Here is a 15,853-nt window from a genome sequence, read left to right as displayed (position 1 = left end):
CCGTGCCCGGTGTGCTGCTCCGACACCGTCCTGCAGCACCAACGCTGAACTAGGGCCGGGGCTGTGCATCCGCGAGGGGTGACCACGGTCAGAAAGCGGGTATCCGCACGATCAGCGCTGTCACCGAGCTCACCGTGTCACAGCCCCCACTGTGGTGAACACCAGGTAGGACGTTTGCTGGCTGGGGTACCTCCGGGCTCCTTCGCGCATCTGGTAGTGAGATGGATTCGGCCAGCTTGACCAGCGGGCAATGCGGCTGGCGGTTGCATCAGTGAGGCGTGGTACGTGAGGGCTGGGTTCTGTTCTCCGGGCGGCGAGAGCGAGGGAGAGGAGAGGGCGGTGGCGCAGCATCGAGGACGACAGCGCCGGCTTCGCGGGCCAGGAGGCGGTGGGTGCTTTCCCAGGTGCGGGTTCTGCTGCGGTCGCGGCGTTCTTCCCAGCGTTCCTGGAGACGCATGCCGGCGAAGATTGCGAGGGCGCAGAGCAGGATGGTCGCGATCAGGGCGTAGATCGGGGTGTAGTGGTCGTCGAACATGGAGCGGTGTTCGTCGACTTGGCGGGCGTTGATGCCGAAGAACCCGAAGAGCAGGCTGAGGGTTCCGCTGACGGTGGTGACGAAGGTGACGGCGACGACGGTGCGGACGCGGCGGCGGTCGGCGGCGCGTCGTTCCATGCTTTCGACCGAGGTGAGTTCTGCGGCGATGGCGTTGTCCAGCCGGTTGAGCATCTGTCCAATGGTGGCGGCGCGTTCGGTGACGCCTATGGCGGCGAACAGTTCCTGGTGGAAGCTCTCGACGCGTAGGGCGGGGACGAGCATGCCGATTTCTGCGCCGGCCTCGACGCTGTAGCTGAGTTCGACTTCGAGTTGGCTCAGCCCGTCGGAGATGTCCTCCAGCGTGGTGCGTCGGTCGTGTGCATTGCCTTGGTCGGCGGTGCGGTGTCGGAATCGGTGCACGTAGGTGTAGGCGACTGCACGGATCTCGCGGAGGCGGGCTGCGGAGCCTACTGCTTGCACGGCGGAGAGCAGGACGCAGTTCTCGACGTAGTCCTGGTGGCCGCAGAGGAGGCTGACGTACGGCCCGAGCGCGCCCACGGTGGTGGGGCGCCGGTTGAGTTCTGCGGGGTAGCGGATCGAGCTGTGTTCAGGGCGGTAGGGCAAGTCGGTGCGGTAGATGACGCGTTGGACCGTGTCGTCGTTCGGCGCCTGGTCTGGTGTGTCGACGCTCCGGAAGACCAGTTGATGCCGTTCGGGGAGGAAACCTGGAACCGTGCCGTCACCGTTCGGGCCGCAGCCGATCCGGTCCGCCGCGAGCTGCTCAAGCGGCAGGCCTGCGCAGGTGACGCTGGCGTAGTAGAGGTCCTCCAGCAGCGGGATGGCCTCGGTGAGGGTGTCGGGTACGTCCAAGGTCAGGGCGACGACTACTTGGCCTGAGGGGACAAGGAAATGCCACAGCTGCGCTGAGACCGCTTCACCGGCGCTCCAGCGCTGGCAGGTAAGGCTTGAGCAGTCGAGCGCTTCATGTCTGAGGACCCGTGGTAGTTGCTGGTCGGATGTGTTGTAGTACTTCGCCAGCCGTCCAAGGTTGAGGACGTCCCCTGGGCGTCCCGCGGCTTGGTCGACCGTGGCGGGGTCGTAGGTCCAGGGGGTCGCGTAAACGGTCGTCAGGCGCAGGCTCTCTCTGGAGGCGTAGGGATCGAAAGGTAACGGGTTCTGCCCGTCAGAGCGCGTGCCAGCGCCGCTCACGGTCGTCCTTCCGTAGAGAGTCCATGCGGAGAGCGAATTCCGCCGCTGCCGGACCGGAATGGGCGTTCTGCATCAGCCACGTGGTCATGCCCAGCTCCCGCACGGTGCGAAGCGGACCGTACCCGTGCCAGTCGGTGACATCCCAGTCGTACGTGCGACAGAAGGCGGTGTAGTTGTCGGGCGGCAGGCCGAACCTGTCGACGGCCGTAGCGGTCGGGATGAGATCCCAGGCGCGGGGACCGGTCGCGACAGCTTCGTAGTCGATCAGGAGCACCTGACCGTCGCGTGCCAGCAGATTCCCCCTGTGGGCATCTCCGTGGATCAGGCCTCCGACGTCCTCAGCCATGAGGCTGCGGAAAGCCGATTCGCTGCGGTCGCACGCTTCGGTGAGGAACTCAACGTCCCGTCGTTCGATGCCCTGGGCAAGCGCGAGACGCCGCCGCATGATCGGGAAGGGATCGAGGACCGGAAGAGGGAAGTCAGGACGGGGCAACGCGTGGAGGTCACGCAGGAGGCCGGCGAGATCCACCACGCCGGGTTCGACCCGGCTCGGTGGCACATACTCCCAGAACGTAACGAGCCTGCCGTCCGCCAGGACCGGCTGCGGCAGTTCATCGCGAGGCCGGACAGCTGGGAAGTCCTGGGAAGCCAGCCAGCGCGAGATCGCCAGCTCTTTGACGACCTTCCGCTTGATGTCTTCGGTAGCGGCCCGCGCCACTCGAACGACGACGCCTTCGGTGGGTAGCGCGTAAATCGCGTTCTCGCCCAGCCGCAGCAGATCAACGTGCTCAGAGTCCAGCCCCACTTGGCTGCAGGCCGATGCCAGAGCTCGAGCTGCGCTCGCTTGCGTTAACCCCTCGTGACTCACGGCATCGTCCATCTGCCCCAGCCTCATGGTCGCAGCTCTGCGCTGTCAAGGACGCTATGAGGCACGGTACTTGCCGCTATTCGGGAGACGTTTGATTGGATGCCACATGAGTTCACCCTCAGCGAGCCGCACATGTAGACGGTCGGTCGGGCGGGACTGGCTGTCAGGGGGGCCGTCGACGCCCGTAGCGCGGGTCGAGGTTGTACGCGTCATGCAGGGTAGGACCGATTCGACGAGAGAGTCGAACGGTTCGTCGAGCCCGTCCGCAAGGACGACCCCGTGCCGCCCTCTTCCACTGGGGTTTCAGGCACGCCAGGGCACTGCCGAGCCGGGTCGGCAACGCCGAGGTGCGCCGACGCCTGACGGAGGTCGAAGGCGCCGTCACGATGGCTGCGCCGGAGCGTGAGCGAGCGATGGCACGGATCGAAAGGGTGCAGGGACACGGGTCCCGCGTCCCTCCTCGGCGGGCTGCCGGATCGGGGTGGGGATTTCTTCCGTCCCGCATTTGGTTCTGATCGGCCGATTGTGTCGTCGACCGGCAGGAGCGAGATCGCTCGGGTCAGCGGAGGAGTCAGCTAACAAGCCGCAGGTGTTGGCCGGCCTTGGGGTGGTGCCCGGAGCTCGACCGTCAGACCTGTTCCGCAGGTGTCATGTGAGACGTGTGAGGAGCTGTCAGAGCTGTGCACGGTTGCCGATGTATCGTGTCGTCTCACACGCCATTCGCGAGATTCCTTCGAATTTGACGCACAGTTTGGTATCGGTCCCGGTGTCGAAAGTGCTCCATGTGTGGCTGAGCGTACTTCCAACCCGGTGTGCCTGCGCTGTGCTGTAGCGCCTCCCGTTCATGAATAGGGTGACCTTCCTTTTCCTTGTCCCCCGGGAAGGATTGGTCCAGATCGCCGTCACAGAATTCAGGTGATTACGCCCCATCAAACGGATGCAAACCTGGGATCCCCAGAAGTGATGCGTGCACGCACTGGTGTCAGCCGCGGCTGGGACCGCGGTGGCGATGGGAAGCAGCATCGAAGCGACCACAGTAGGGAGAGCACGCTTCAGGAGTGGACTAACTCTCATGAACATCACGCTTGGTCAACGGGCTACCGACGCAAAGGGAATCGTCGCCTCAATGCGATCACTCAACCGGCCGAGTCCGTTTCGCTCAAGAGGATCAGCTGCTCGTACCACCACGTCAACGGTAAACTGTGCCTCCTGACATTGGGCTCTCCCCCCTTGATGTACTTGGGGGCAGACCAGCCGATTTGGATGACACGGGGCCGCTGCCGGGGATTGACCAATGGGACTCGCCCGGGTGTCATCGGCTCAGTGTTCGTATTGGCCTACGAGCGGCCCTTCGTCCGGTTCGCGACGGAATCCTAGGCGTCGATAACGATGAAGATCGCGGGGCCGTGCCACCAGCTGTGGGCAAGCATCTGCTCGGTGGTGACCTGGTCGGTCGGCATCCGGGCTTGGAGGACCGGGGCGAGGCGGCTCAGGCTCACACCCGCTTCAATCCGGCGCCGATCAGCTCACGCAGCAAGCTCACGTAGCCATGGGCAGCCAGTTCATGTGCCCCCGGTTTGGCGTCGGGGTGCAGGTGGGTGAACAGTGGCGGCACATCGCCTTCGTTGTGGCAGAACCAGCATTTCATGTTGCAGATGGGGGTCAGCGAGACGCTGAGCTGTCCACGTAGTGCCGCGAAGTTCCGCAGCGCGGTCCAGTCCAAGTCAGCCTTCGGGAGTGGACGGGGAGGCGGAGGGCCTGGACGCGGCTGTGGACGCTTATGCCGCGTACATGGCTCACATTTTGGGCTGTGGCGAGTGAGGACGGGTGCGCTGTGCTGTGGGGGCAGAACCTTGTGGAGGTCTACCTGCGTGAGGTCCGCCGCCGCAGGTGGCCAATCCTTGCAGTCGGTGATCAGGCAGGTACCGGCGAAGTGTGGCCGCGTGCGGGCATTTTGCCGGAAGCGCAGGATACGACCCGATGCTCCGTCTAAAGTGCTTCTCCTGCGGCCAGGGGAGGGAGCCAGGGACATGGACGAGCAGCGCCTGCCGGGCCACCGGGCGCTGGTGGTGGGGGTCGAAGGCCCTCGACCGGATCCGCGCGACGAGTCCGACTCCGGGCTGCTACCGATGACGTACGCCCCCGGATACGCCGAGGAGCTCCGCACCGTCCTGGACGACCTCCGCTACCGGCCGCATGCCGCCGACCCGGACCCCGCCGGCTCGGCGGAGGCCCTGGAGAGGGCCATCGATTTGGTGCTGTCCGCCGGCCCGGGGTTCGTGGTGGTGCACGTCCTGGCGCACGGCGCCACGGGCGCCAACAGCGGCGGCCTGTACATGGTCGGTGGGGACGGGCAGCGCACGGTCCATGACATCGAGCACTGGATCAAACGGGTCGAGGACGCGGAACCGGCCGAGGACGCGCCGCAGGTGCTATTCCTGCTAGACCTGTGCTTCGCCGGACGGGTGGCCCGGCTGGAGTGGCAGAACGACGTGGACCCCGCTCAGCGCCGGGCCTGGGTCATCGCCGCCGGCGGGATCGGCGAGGAGACCTACGACGGTCGCCTGACCCGGGCCGTCACCGAGGTGCTCAGGCGAATCGCGGACGGGCAGGCCGACGTGCACCCCTCCCTTCCCTACGCTCCGCTTTCCCTGTTCTGCCGACAGGTCGTCGATCTCGTGCAGCAGTACGCGGTCGACGGGTATCCGCAGAAAGTCACCACGCCCTTGGCTGCCCTGGACCGCGCCGCCGACCTCGCTCATCTAACGTTCTTTCCGAACCCGGCGTATGAACGGAACCCTTCGCGGTCCGGTGCAGGCGCCTCCGTGGACCGTACGGTCGCGGCTCTGCTCGACGAGATTGCGGACGCGACCCACTTCACGGGCCGCGCGTCCGGTACGGAGGCGGTGTTACGGAAGAGCGACCACGGCTTCTTCCGGGGCAGAAACGACGAAGTACGGTTCCTGTCGGCCTGGTTACGGGGTGAGGGCCAAGATGTGCTGGTGGTGACCGGCAGGCCCGGGGTCGGCAAGTCCGCGCTGCTCGGGGCGTTGGTCTGCGCGGCGCACCCGGACCTGAGGGACAAGACACAGGGGCTGTGGCTGGGACTGCTCAAGGACCCGCCCCTCGCGGTCCGGAATCTGGCTGTCGTGCACGCGCGCGGGCGCTCCGTGTCCGAGGTGATGGCCGCACTGGGCCGCCAGTGGAATCTCGGGAAGACCCCCAAAGTGGACGATGTGGCTGGCGCTTTGCGTGACCTCCCCCGGCCGCGGGTGCTGGTCCTGGACGCGCTGGACGAGGCAGAGCACCCAGAGGAACTGACCGAGGCGCTGCTGCAGCTCGACGGAGCCTGCCGGATGCTGATCGGCGTCCGCTCCGGGCGTCGTTTCAAGTCCCTGTTTTCCCGCGTCGGCCAGGGCCGTGTGGACCTCGACAAAGTGCCCCGGAGCCGCCTGGACGACGAACTGCGCACGTACCTGTACGACGTGCTGACCGTCCAGGGGCCCTACGCGAGGAGCGAGCACGGGGAAACCGCCCGCCTGGTCGCGGATGGCATTGCTCGAAACCTGGTGCGACGCAGAGTGCCGGAGTACGGCGAGTTCCTGGTGGCCGCCTTGTACGCGCGGTATGTGCTGGACCGGCCCGTACCGGACGACCTGGCCAAGGTGGAAGAGATCTGTGAGGGCGTGCCACGCAATGTGCAACAGGTCGTCGACCTGCATCGGGAGCAGCATCCCGACGTTCCGTGGCTGCCCGCCGTTCTCTCCGCCCTGGCGTTCGCCCAGGGCGCCGGCATGCCGGAAGAGGTAGTGACGGCCACCGCCGCGGCTTTCCGGGACGGCACACCGCGGAGCGAGCAGATCCGGCAGGCGTTGGACGCGGCACGCTTCTTTCTGCGCCGCGACATGGACCGCGAGGGCAAGGCGTTGTACCGCCTCTTCCACCAGGGCCTCGCCGACGCACTCCGTTCCCAGTCGAGCGGCGGCACGGGAGCGGTGTGGACGCACCTGCTCACGGTGGTCGGCACTCCCCGCCGCTGGGCATCGGCCGAGCCGTACCTGCGGCGCCACGCGGCACACCACGCGGCCGAAGCCGGGAAGCTGGACGAACTCCTCACGGACACGGAGTTCGTCGTCCACGCCGAGGCCGGGATCCTGGAACCCCTCCTGCTGCGACTCGACGGCCCGCACTGGCTGCCGAAATGGCTGCGGTACTCCCACCGCCTCACACCGCTCGCCCGCCTGTACGTCGAGACCGCCGACGTCCACCGCGACCTGTTGGAGCCCTCCCGTCGCCGGCAGATCCTCCACGTGGCAGCGGCCAAGAAGGGCGAGCAGGAGGTATCCCTGACCCTCACCGGCAGCGGTTCCTGGCATGCCCGCCGGGTCGGGCGCGCGCCGCGACACGACGCGAGGCAGGAAGCAGTGCCCTTGTCTACGTGGGGTGACTCGGGGCAAAGCGTCAGCAAGGAGATTTCCAAGGTCACGGGGCTTGCTCCGGTCAGCCTGGGCGGACTGCCTCACGTCGTCACGGCATCCGATGACGGCGTGGTCCGTGTCTGGGACTTGCGAGAGGGCAGGGTCGTCGCCCGTGGGGCCGGCCGCTGGAACCTGGACGAGGACTGGAGCGCCACCTGCACCGTCCTGGACGGTCTTGTCGTCTCCGTTCACCACAACGACAGGTCGGGTGTCAGCAAATCACGTCTCAACGTCTGGGACCTGCCGGTGAACCGTACTCCGACAGCGAGGACGGAGACCAGGCATGTGTTCGTCGCAGTGGCCGCGACCGCCGTACGGGACCGGCCGATGGTGGTCCTGTGCGGCTATCGGCGGACCTGGAAACTCGACGCATTCGGATCGCTGGTGCTCTGGGACCCGTCCGGGGAGCCGCAGCTCGGCGAGCCGCTCCTCGACACAGGGGCCCCGCTGTCCTGTGTGGCGGCCGGGTCACTGGGCGGCCGTCCTCATGCAGTCACCGGCGGGCAGGACGGTGCGGTGCGCGTCTGGGACCTGGAGGAGGGCACGGAGACGCGCGTGCTGGCAGGACACGAGCGTGCGGTGATGTGTGTGGCCTTCGCATCGCTGGGTGGCCGTGAGCATGCGGTCACAGGCGGGCAGGATGGTGCGGTGCGCGTCTGGGACCTGGAGGAGGGCAAGGAGACGCGCGTGCTGACAAGACACGAGCGTCCCGTGTGGTGCGTGGCGCTCGCGTCGATGCGCGACCGTCCGCATCTGATCTCCGGAGGAGGCGACCGCACACTCCGCGTCTGGGACCTGACGTCCGGAACCGAAGTGGAGGTTCTGTACCTGCCGGAGATGCCGACGGCGCTCGCGGTGGCCACGGACGGCACCGTCGTCGTCTCCCTGGCCGATACCGTCCTCGCTCTGGAACTCCCGCCCCATCTCCGGCCGATGGCTCCTTGGACTACCCAGACCGTTCGAAGCGACGACTTACCGGAGGCACCTTCATGTCCTTGATCGTCGGTGTTCACGGCATCAGGAACCACTATCCCGGCCACGCCCCTGAAGACGTCGCGGCTCAGAAGGCCACACTGTGGGCCGAACACCTCGCCACAGGTCTCGGCAGCCCACTCGACGACGGCGACGTGGCGTTCGCCTACTACGCCCACCACCTGTGGCGGGACCTGCCGGTCGCCCAAGGCATGTACGACGGCCTGGACAACCTCACCCCGGCCGAGACCGAACTGGCGGGACACTGGCTGGAATCCCTGGACCTGCCCGAGGCCACCGTGCAGGGACGCCTGACCGTGCCGGTGCGGCATGCCGTGGAGATGCTGGCAAAGCGCTTCGACCTGGACGGGCCTCGCCTGCGGATCTTCAGCCGCGCCCTGCTGCGCGAAGTCGCCGCGTACATACGAGTGCCGGATGCCCCGGCCCGCCACGCGGCCCGCGAGGAGGTCGCCTCCGTGATCGCCGCGCACCGGCCGCGGGTGGTCATCGCCCATTCCCTCGGCACGGTGGTGACTTACGAGGCCCTGCATGCCCATCCCGAGCTGAGCGTCGATCTCCTCATCACCCTGGGCTCACCGCTCGCCCTCCCGCACGGCGTCTTCCACCGGCTCCAGCCCGCACCGATCGCGGACAAGGGCGCCCGCCCGCCGGGGGTTGCCCACTGGGTGAACGTGGCAGACCGAGGCGATCCCATCGCGGTGCTGCGGCCGCTGAGCCGGTACTTCGCGGGAGTGGACCTCGATCTCCCCGAGCTCATTGGCGTGTTCGCCTACCACGGCGTGGAGAAGTACCTGCGCACTCAGGCCGTCGCCGACGCCGTGAAACCGTACCTGCCGCTGCGCTGAGTCACCGGCGGCTGGTCCGGCCAGGTGAGGGTGTACGCCGGGTCGCCGTCGTGGCTCAGTCGTACGAAGCGCAGGAGTTCGCGGACGATGCCTTGACCCGAGGTGACGTTGCGTTCGTCGCCCCGTCCGAGCAGGAGATCGCCTGGCACCCCGTGGCAAAGTCTTTGGTTCGTTGGTCTGTTCGTGGTGCGTCGACATGAGCTGACTGATGAGTCGTGGACGGTGATCGAGCCGTTGTTTGCGCCGTCGCGGATGGGCCGGCGGGTGCGGGACCGTCGCCAGGTGGTCAACGGGGTCCTGTGGAAGTTGTCCACCGGGGCCGCCTGGCGGGACCTGCCCGAACGCTACGGACCGTGGAAGACGGTCTACGAACGCTTCCGTCGCTGGTCGGCCGACGGCACCTGGGACCGCGTGCTGGCCCACGTCCAGCAGCATTCCGACGCCGTCGGCACAGTCGACTGGTCCTTGGTGTGCATCGACTCCACGACCGTGCGGGCTCATCAGCACGCGGCCGGAGCCCGAAAAAGGGGCAGGACTGGCCGGGCGAGGCCATCGGCAGATCCCGCGGCGGACTGACCACCAAGATCCACCTCGCCTGCGACGGACACGGCCGCCCCCCTGGCCTTCACCCTCACCGCCGGCAACGTCAACGACTCACCACAGGTCACCGTCCGCGATCCGCTGCACCCGCGTCCTAATCACGCTCAGCGAGTCCGGATCCTCAGCTGGCCACTCCCGACGTCCCGCCACTCGCAGGTAGGGGATGCCCTTCCTGACGTCCGTGACGATCGCACGGCGGCCAGTGGCGTACTCGACCTCATCGCCCACTTGTGGACGCTGACCGCCGTTCATCGTGCGCCCTTGATCGCGTCACACGTGGTCGTCAGCTCCTGGCGAGGAGGCAACGGGGACCTACTGTCCAGAACGGCGCCGGAGGGACGGTCGGATTCGCCGAACGTGGTGACTGTTCGGCCGCTGGCTTCGATGACGCGCTGCTGGAGCAGCAGGCGGTGCGTGGCATCGGTCGCCAGCCTCTCCCAAGTGTGCACCAGGCAGAGCACCTCGCGACGGTCCGCAGCGGCCCGCATTGCAGTCAGCAGTGCGGCCAGCTGTGGTCGGTGAGTGCTCAGCGCGTGGTCGCCGAGATCACACCAGCGGCCAGCGTGGGCCCAGCCCGCGTGATGGGCGTAGTGGCGGCAAGCTGCCGGGCGCATGGCGAGCGTGCGTTGGGCCTGGCCGGCGGACCGGCCGTATACGAGGGCCGAGGGATTCGTGGCTGTCATCGCAGGGCCTCCGCGGTGTGCCGCGCCAGCAGGTACTGGCAATCGCGCGCAAGCTGGTTCACCTGGACACGGGCGGAGAGTGGTCCCTGCCCGAGGCCTTGCTGGGTCCGTCGCTCGATTGCGTCGAGCCGGGCCTTCAGCCGGTGTACGTCGATACTGCTGGGCCACAGCTGCCGGACCGGTTTACGGGCCTCAGAGAGGAGGAGCGAGACGTGCCCCCGCAATTCCTCTTCCAGCTCTGTCAGTACGCCCGAGTCCGTCCGGCCGGAGCCGAGACACAGTGCCCGTCCGATGGTCGCGCTGATCGTTTCCACATCGACCGGTGGCACTTCACGCCCAGTTCCAGCTCCTACGGGGAAGGCGACGCGGTGGGCCGTCGCCCGCTCGTCGCCGCACTGACCGACCTCGTAGTCGTAGGCGGTGACGTAACGGCCATTGTCGACGGTGACGTCCTCGCGGACTGCTGAGTTCAGCAAACGTGAAGCGGCGACGGCGGCCGCGTCGGTCCAGACGACTTCGAGCCCGTTCGCTCGGAGGTGCTCGGCCAGAATGGCGACCGAGTCGTTTCTCGGGTTCATGGTGCCAGTGCACTGTGGCGCGAGTGGCCAGGGGATCTGACAATCTATGACACGGACTTGATCATGACTCTGAGCATTGCCATTACCGGAACCCGGTCAACCGAGCACCACGAAGTCACCTGGTACACCGACCTTTTCGCCCGCTACATCGGGCCGTTCGCGTGCGACGACACCCACTTTCATATCGGTGGAGCGAAGGGGATCGACTCGCTGTCGTTGCTGTGGCTGGCCGGCCATTCACAGTCGTCGATCACGGTCGTCGTCCCGGGGACTGTCGACCAGCAGCCGACCGACGCACAAGAGACGATCAGCCGGTGCCGAGGGCGGATCGCGGACGTCATCGAACTTCGGGCTTCCGAGTTGCGGACGCCTGCCTACTACGCACGCAACCGGTACATGGTCGACCGCTCCGACATGGTGATCGGGTTTCCTCTTGACGGGGGCGCCAGTACGTCCGGCACATGGCAGACGATCAATCACGCCGCGGAGGGCGGGAAGCCTCGCCTGATCGTCCCCGTGTGACGTACAGCGCGGGCATGATGGGGACATGAGCGAGCACGATCGCCATCTCGGTGCGGCCACACTGAAGCAGCTGCGCCGCAGCCGGGGCATGTCCCTGGCCGACACCGCCCGCGCCTTGGTCGATGTGGCCGCCCGCCTTGGGCAACCCCTCGACAGCAGCCTCGCCAGCGTTCAGCGGACCGTCGCCCGCTGGGAGAGCGCCAAGCCGATCTTGCCCAGCGAGCGGTACCAGCTGCTGCTCGCCCACCTCTACGCCCGACGCCCCGATTCCGAGACGGCCCTCGGTACCGGCTCGGATTTCGCCGAACTGCTCGATGCCCTAAGACACCTCGGCGAGAGCGAGCAGGCCGTTGACGAACTTCGCCGCCTCCTGGTGCGAACCTCGACGGACGACAGCCTGGATCTGCTCGCTCTGCTCGGCCCGCAGGCGCGCACTACCCTGGCCACAGCGCTCGCAGATCCGGGGCGGGCGGACGAGGCACTGCTCGATGTGATGAGCACCGGGGTCAGTGACGTGAACCGTGAGGTCGGCAGTCTGCCGTTCGTACGGTTGCAACTCCTCCTCGCGCCCGTCGTCGAATCGTGCCGGCGATTACTGCTCGCCGATACTGTTCCCGCGCCGCTGATGCCGGGCTTGTGGACCGTCGCCGCGCAGGCCTACACGCTTGCCGGCCGACTCGCCTTCGAAACACGAGACGACGCCGCTTCGCACAGCCTGTACACCGCCGCCACGGAAGCGGCCGGGAAGATCGGGATGCCGTGGCGCCGTGCCATGGTGCACATGAGCCACGCTCTGGTCACCCTGTATTCGACGCCCGGTCTGGAATCTGCTCGACGGCTCGTCGATGCCGCAGTACGCGACGCTCGCGCCGGCGACAGCACCATCGTTCGCGCCCGCGCCCATGCGCTCCAGGCAGAGATCACCGCGCGGGCGGGACGGGAGCACGCTGAGCGGCAGGCTCGGGCGGCACTCTCCCTCTCCTGGTACGACCTCGACGGTGACCACTCCGGTGATCCGTCGGTGTCGTCTTTCTCGGCCGCACACCTGCGCGGGTTCGAGGGCGTGACGTCGTTGTACGTGGGCGACGCAGCCGCCGCACACGATGAGTTCGCGCGGTCCGCGGCGGCCCTCACGCGACCCCGTGAACAAGTACAGCGAGCCATCGTGACGTCTGACCAGGCATTGGCCAGGCTGCGGCTTGGCGACCCGCAGGCGGCGGCCGCACTGCTGCACGAGTGTGCCGACGCCGCGTCGGCAACCGGCGGTCGAGTAGCGACGATCCGGCTACGGCGTGCCCGCCACGAGCTGCGGCCGTGGCGCCGGGAGGACTGGGTTGCCGACCTCGACGATCACATGATCGATTCCTTGGGGGCGTAGGTTGTGGCAGTAGGAGAACGTCGCCTGTCTCTCATCGCGGGCCTCATGGTCCGACCGCTGCTCGGCAGCCACTCAGCCTCGCTGTCGAATGCGGTTCAAAGCGGCACGTACCTCGACGGTCGCAGAGGCGTCCTTACCCATCAGGCGGGCCAAGACGGGATACAGCTGAGCCAGCTGTTCGACCGCGGAGCGGACGTCTCCGGAAGCTGCTAGCAGCAGAGCGTGGTGGCGCCTGACCTCCAGAAGGAGGGCGTCTTCAGTTGTTCGCTGCGTTTGGAGCTCTTCGATCAGGCCCCGGAAGGCTCCCAAGGCCACGGGGTGGTTGCCGAGCTGCATGTGGCAGTAGGCGACTTTTGCCCGGCACTCCACCACGTCCTCCCTCGCGTCAGGTCCTGCCTGGACCAGTTCTTCGGCGAGCGCGGTGTACTGCGCCAGCGCCTGGCTGAAGTGTCCTTCATCGCATAGTGCCAGGGCTTGCACCATCCGCACCGGCGCGGGCAGCGGGTCGTCGGCGTGGGGCGGGATCGGGAACACCGAGTGGGCAACGGTGTCGGCGCAAGTAGCCGCAGTGGGCTGCGCGGGGGATGTGTCGAAGGGAGCGAGGCGTTCGAGCATGGCCCGTGCGGATTCGGGACGTCCTGCAGGCTGCTTGGCCAGAGCCTGCAGGATGAGGGCCTCCAGTGCAGGGTCGATGTCGGGTCGCAGGAGTGTGGGTGGGTCGGGGGTGCGGTGGCGGTGACCGTACATGACGGCAGGTGGATCGCCGGTGAACGGCGGTTGCCCGGTGAGCATTTCGTACAGCAGGCACGCAAGGGCATACAGGTCGCTGCGTGGGCTGATGGCGGGGGCCTCTTCGAATTGCTCGGGTGCCATGTATTCGAGGGTGCCTAGCACTTGCCTGCCGGTGGTCAGGCGAGGGTAGGCGGTGCCGAAAACGGCGGCCACGCCGAAGTCGAGGAGTTTCACCTTCCAGTCGCCGGTCAGCATGATGTTGCCCGGTTTGAGGTCGCGGTGGATGACAGGGTCGGCGTGAGTGTGCTCGAGGATGCCGCACAGCTGTGCTGCGACCGTCACGGCCTGGGGTATCGACAGTCGGCCCATGCGGTGCAGGACCTGTTCCAGGTCTTCGCCGAGCACGAGTTCCATGACCATGTAGGGGCGGTCGGGGCCGGAACCGAGCTGGACGTCGAAGAGGACAGGAATGCCCGCATGCGTGAAGCGGGCCACGAGTTGGGCTTCGCGACAGAACCGCTCATAGACGTCGTTTGGCTGGCCGCTGTGGGATGGGGCGGTCACGCGACTGGGGTGGATGGTCTTGACCGCCACGGACCGGCGCAGTGCCCGGTCCCAGCTGTGCCAGACCTGGCCCATGGCTCCCTGTCCAAGGAGGGTGCGCAGTTCGTAGCGGTCATCGATGACCCGTGCGTCAACGGCCACTGTCACCGTCGCCCTCGGCCGGCAGGGGCAGGCTTTGTGCGAGTTCCGCCAGGGTTCCTTCACCGGGCACGAGCCAGCAGCGCGTGCCCTGCACGGCCGAGGGTGCCGCGGTCCAGTCGGCTTCCTCCCAGATGCGGAGTACCAGGCCGCTGGGCGCGTAGCACTCGTGGTCGACTTCCCACATCAGTGGACGGCGGGGGTCATTGATCCAGGTGGCCAGGTAGCGGCTGGGTTCCGCGCTCAGCCACGGTCCGAGTGCGCGTTCCTCCGCGGCACTGGGGCGATACACCAGGCGGGTGCCGTCGGGAATGCGCCGGTGCTCAACCAGAGCGCGAACGGCGTTCGGGCGCCGCGGGCGACGCCTCGGTACTCGATAGGGCTCCTCGCCCGGCGGGGGCGGGGCAACAGTACCCATCGTCGCCCACGCGCACCCCAGCGCCGACCAGCTCATCCCCACGCCGCCCGCCGACGCCGACCCCGGTGTCATCCACAGCGACCTGATCGTCCTCACACCGATCCACCACCCCTGAGCCCCCGAGGAGTTCCCGTGCCCTGTTACGACTCGGTGTGGAACACCGCCCCCACCTCCGCACCCGCTCAACGAAAGGGTCGCTATACCCCTGGGTCGGCGGCCCACCCCGCCAAGATGCACCCCGGCGTCGCCGCCCACGCCATCGCCACGTACACCAAGCCCGGCGACCTGGTCCTCGACCCGATGTGCGGCATCGGCACCACCCTCGTTGAAGCCCTCCACCTCGGCCGCAACGCCCTCGGCATCGAATACGAACCCAAGTGGGCCGACCTGGCCTCCCGCAACACCAGCCTCGCCGAGGAAACAGGAGGAAAAGCCACCGGCGCCGTCCACTGCGGCGACGCCCGCCGGCTCACCGAGTTCATCCCCGCCACGCTCCACGGCGAGGCAAATCTCGTGCTCACCTCACCCCCCTACGGCCCAAGCGTCCACGGACAGGTCCGCTCCACCCGGGACACCGGCGAACTCGGCGTCGTCAAGAAGAACTTCCGCTACGGCCACGATCGCGACAACCTCGCCCACGTCTCCACCACCCACCTCCTTGAGGCGTTCACCGAGATCCTCGCCCAGTGCCGCACTATGTTGCGCCCCGGCGGCACGGCCGTCGTCACCACGCGCCCGTGGCGAGTACGCGGCGAACTCATCGACCTGCCCTCAGCCGTCCTCGCCGCAGGCCGAGCCGCAGGACTTACCCCCACCGAACGGTGCGTCGCCCTCCTTGCCGGAATTCGCAACGGCCGCCTCGTCACCCGCCCCTCGTTCTTCCAGATGAAGAACGTCCGCGACGCCCGTCGACAGGGCGTCCCCCTCTCGGTCGTCCAGCATGAGGACGTCCTGGTCTTCACCAAGATCGGGAAGTCGCTTCCCGATCAGTCATGGTCGGACACCGCACATGGGAGCGGGACGTGACAACGAGCCGCCCACCGTGGCTCCAAAATGACCGCAGCACACTACTGCTCGGCGATGCCCGACGGGCGCTGAGCACCGTGGATGCGGGGCCCATCAACTGCATCGTCACGTCCCCTCCGTACTGGCAGGCCCGTGACGATGAAGGCCCTTCAGGGCAGTCGGGGCAGACCGTCGAGGAACGCATCGAAGCGCTGCCGGCGCCCTCAGGAGTCGCTGTGCTTCAACTCGGCAGGACCTATACGGGGATCGACATCGTTGAGGGGTATCACCGCCTTGTTCAATGCCG

14 protein-coding genes and 1 pseudogene are annotated in these 15,853 nt (G+C 67.3%); 6 read left to right on the top strand and 9 right to left on the bottom strand.

Going from position 1 to position 15,853, the window contains the following annotated elements:
- Positions 1 to 268: 268 nt before the first annotated feature.
- The 4 genes from BKA18_RS05245 to BKA18_RS05230 form a co-directional block, all read right to left on the bottom strand.
- Positions 269 to 1,744, bottom strand: a complete 1,476-nt coding sequence (locus tag BKA18_RS05245; protein WP_366045147.1) for a hypothetical protein — start codon at positions 1,742 to 1,744, stop codon at positions 269 to 271.
- Complete coding sequence (locus tag BKA18_RS05240; protein ID WP_366045146.1) at positions 1,719 to 2,624, bottom strand: phosphotransferase enzyme family protein; 906 nt, start codon at positions 2,622 to 2,624, stop codon at positions 1,719 to 1,721. The genes BKA18_RS05245 and BKA18_RS05240 overlap by 26 nt, the downstream gene beginning before the upstream one ends.
- Positions 2,625 to 3,985: 1,361 nt before the next feature.
- On the bottom strand, positions 3,986 to 4,111 hold the full coding sequence (locus tag BKA18_RS05235) for a hypothetical protein (RefSeq protein WP_366045145.1): 126 nt from the start codon (positions 4,109 to 4,111) through the stop codon (positions 3,986 to 3,988).
- Positions 4,108 to 4,335: a hypothetical protein gene (locus BKA18_RS05230; RefSeq protein ID WP_366045144.1), complete on the bottom strand. Its 228-nt coding sequence runs from the start codon at positions 4,333 to 4,335 to the stop codon at positions 4,108 to 4,110. The genes BKA18_RS05235 and BKA18_RS05230 overlap by 4 nt, the downstream gene beginning before the upstream one ends.
- Positions 4,336 to 4,642: 307 nt before the next feature.
- On the opposite strand from BKA18_RS05230, the gene BKA18_RS05225 reads away from it, so the two are divergent.
- Both BKA18_RS05225 and BKA18_RS05220 read left to right on the top strand, forming a co-directional pair.
- Entirely contained in the window at positions 4,643 to 8,089 is a 3,447-nt protein-coding gene (locus tag BKA18_RS05225; protein WP_366045143.1) for a WD40 repeat domain-containing protein, read from the top strand.
- The gene (locus BKA18_RS05220) at positions 8,080 to 8,928 is read left to right on the top strand and encodes a hypothetical protein (RefSeq protein WP_366045142.1); all 849 of its coding nucleotides are present in this window, start codon (positions 8,080 to 8,082) and stop codon (positions 8,926 to 8,928) included. The genes BKA18_RS05225 and BKA18_RS05220 overlap by 10 nt, the downstream gene beginning before the upstream one ends.
- Here the strand turns inward: BKA18_RS05220 and BKA18_RS05215 are convergent.
- Complete coding sequence (locus tag BKA18_RS05215; protein WP_366045141.1) at positions 8,883 to 9,077, bottom strand: hypothetical protein; 195 nt, start codon at positions 9,075 to 9,077, stop codon at positions 8,883 to 8,885. The genes BKA18_RS05220 and BKA18_RS05215 overlap by 46 nt on opposite strands.
- Before the next feature lie 34 nt (positions 9,078 to 9,111).
- Here BKA18_RS05215 and BKA18_RS05210 point away from each other — a divergent pair.
- Positions 9,112 to 9,645, top strand: a pseudogene (locus tag BKA18_RS05210) (IS5 family transposase); the annotation flags it as partial.
- Between the two features lie 131 nt (positions 9,646 to 9,776).
- On the opposite strand, the gene BKA18_RS05205 reads toward BKA18_RS05210, so the two are convergent.
- Both BKA18_RS05205 and BKA18_RS05200 read right to left on the bottom strand, forming a co-directional pair.
- Entirely contained in the window at positions 9,777 to 10,211 is a 435-nt protein-coding gene (locus BKA18_RS05205; protein ID WP_366045140.1) for a hypothetical protein, read from the bottom strand.
- Positions 10,208 to 10,789, bottom strand: coding sequence for a DUF6415 family natural product biosynthesis protein (locus BKA18_RS05200; RefSeq protein WP_366045139.1), 582 nt, complete (start codon positions 10,787 to 10,789; stop codon positions 10,208 to 10,210). Before BKA18_RS05200 ends, BKA18_RS05205 begins: the two co-directional genes overlap by 4 nt.
- Before the next feature lie 63 nt (positions 10,790 to 10,852).
- Here BKA18_RS05200 and BKA18_RS05195 point away from each other — a divergent pair, with 63 nt between their 5' ends.
- Positions 10,853 to 11,311, top strand: a complete 459-nt coding sequence (locus BKA18_RS05195; protein ID WP_366045138.1) for a DNA-processing protein DprA — start codon at positions 10,853 to 10,855, stop codon at positions 11,309 to 11,311.
- Positions 11,312 to 11,336: 25 nt separating this feature from the next.
- On the top strand, positions 11,337 to 12,689 hold the full coding sequence (locus tag BKA18_RS05190; RefSeq protein ID WP_366045137.1) for an NsdA family TPR-like regulatory protein: 1,353 nt from the start codon (positions 11,337 to 11,339) through the stop codon (positions 12,687 to 12,689).
- A gap of 72 nt (positions 12,690 to 12,761) precedes the next feature.
- Here the strand turns inward: BKA18_RS05190 and BKA18_RS05185 are convergent, their stop codons facing one another.
- Positions 12,762 to 14,126 (bottom strand): serine/threonine-protein kinase, encoded by a 1,365-nt coding sequence (locus BKA18_RS05185; RefSeq protein ID WP_366045136.1) that lies wholly within the window; start codon positions 14,124 to 14,126, stop codon positions 12,762 to 12,764.
- Positions 14,116 to 14,415, bottom strand: coding sequence for a hypothetical protein (locus BKA18_RS05180; RefSeq protein ID WP_366045135.1), 300 nt, complete (start codon positions 14,413 to 14,415; stop codon positions 14,116 to 14,118). The genes BKA18_RS05185 and BKA18_RS05180 overlap by 11 nt, the downstream gene beginning before the upstream one ends.
- A 258-nt stretch (positions 14,416 to 14,673) precedes the next feature.
- Here BKA18_RS05180 and BKA18_RS05175 point away from each other — a divergent pair, with 258 nt between their 5' ends.
- On the top strand, positions 14,674 to 15,567 hold the full coding sequence (locus BKA18_RS05175) for a TRM11 family SAM-dependent methyltransferase (RefSeq protein ID WP_366045134.1): 894 nt from the start codon (positions 14,674 to 14,676) through the stop codon (positions 15,565 to 15,567).
- Positions 15,568 to 15,853 lie beyond the last annotated feature (286 nt).

Source organism: Streptomyces auratus (assembly GCF_050433025.1).
GTDB classification, from domain to species: Bacteria; Actinomycetota; Actinomycetes; order Streptomycetales; family Streptomycetaceae; genus Streptomyces; species Streptomyces sioyaensis.
This window is presented reverse-complemented; position numbering and strand designations above follow the sequence as displayed.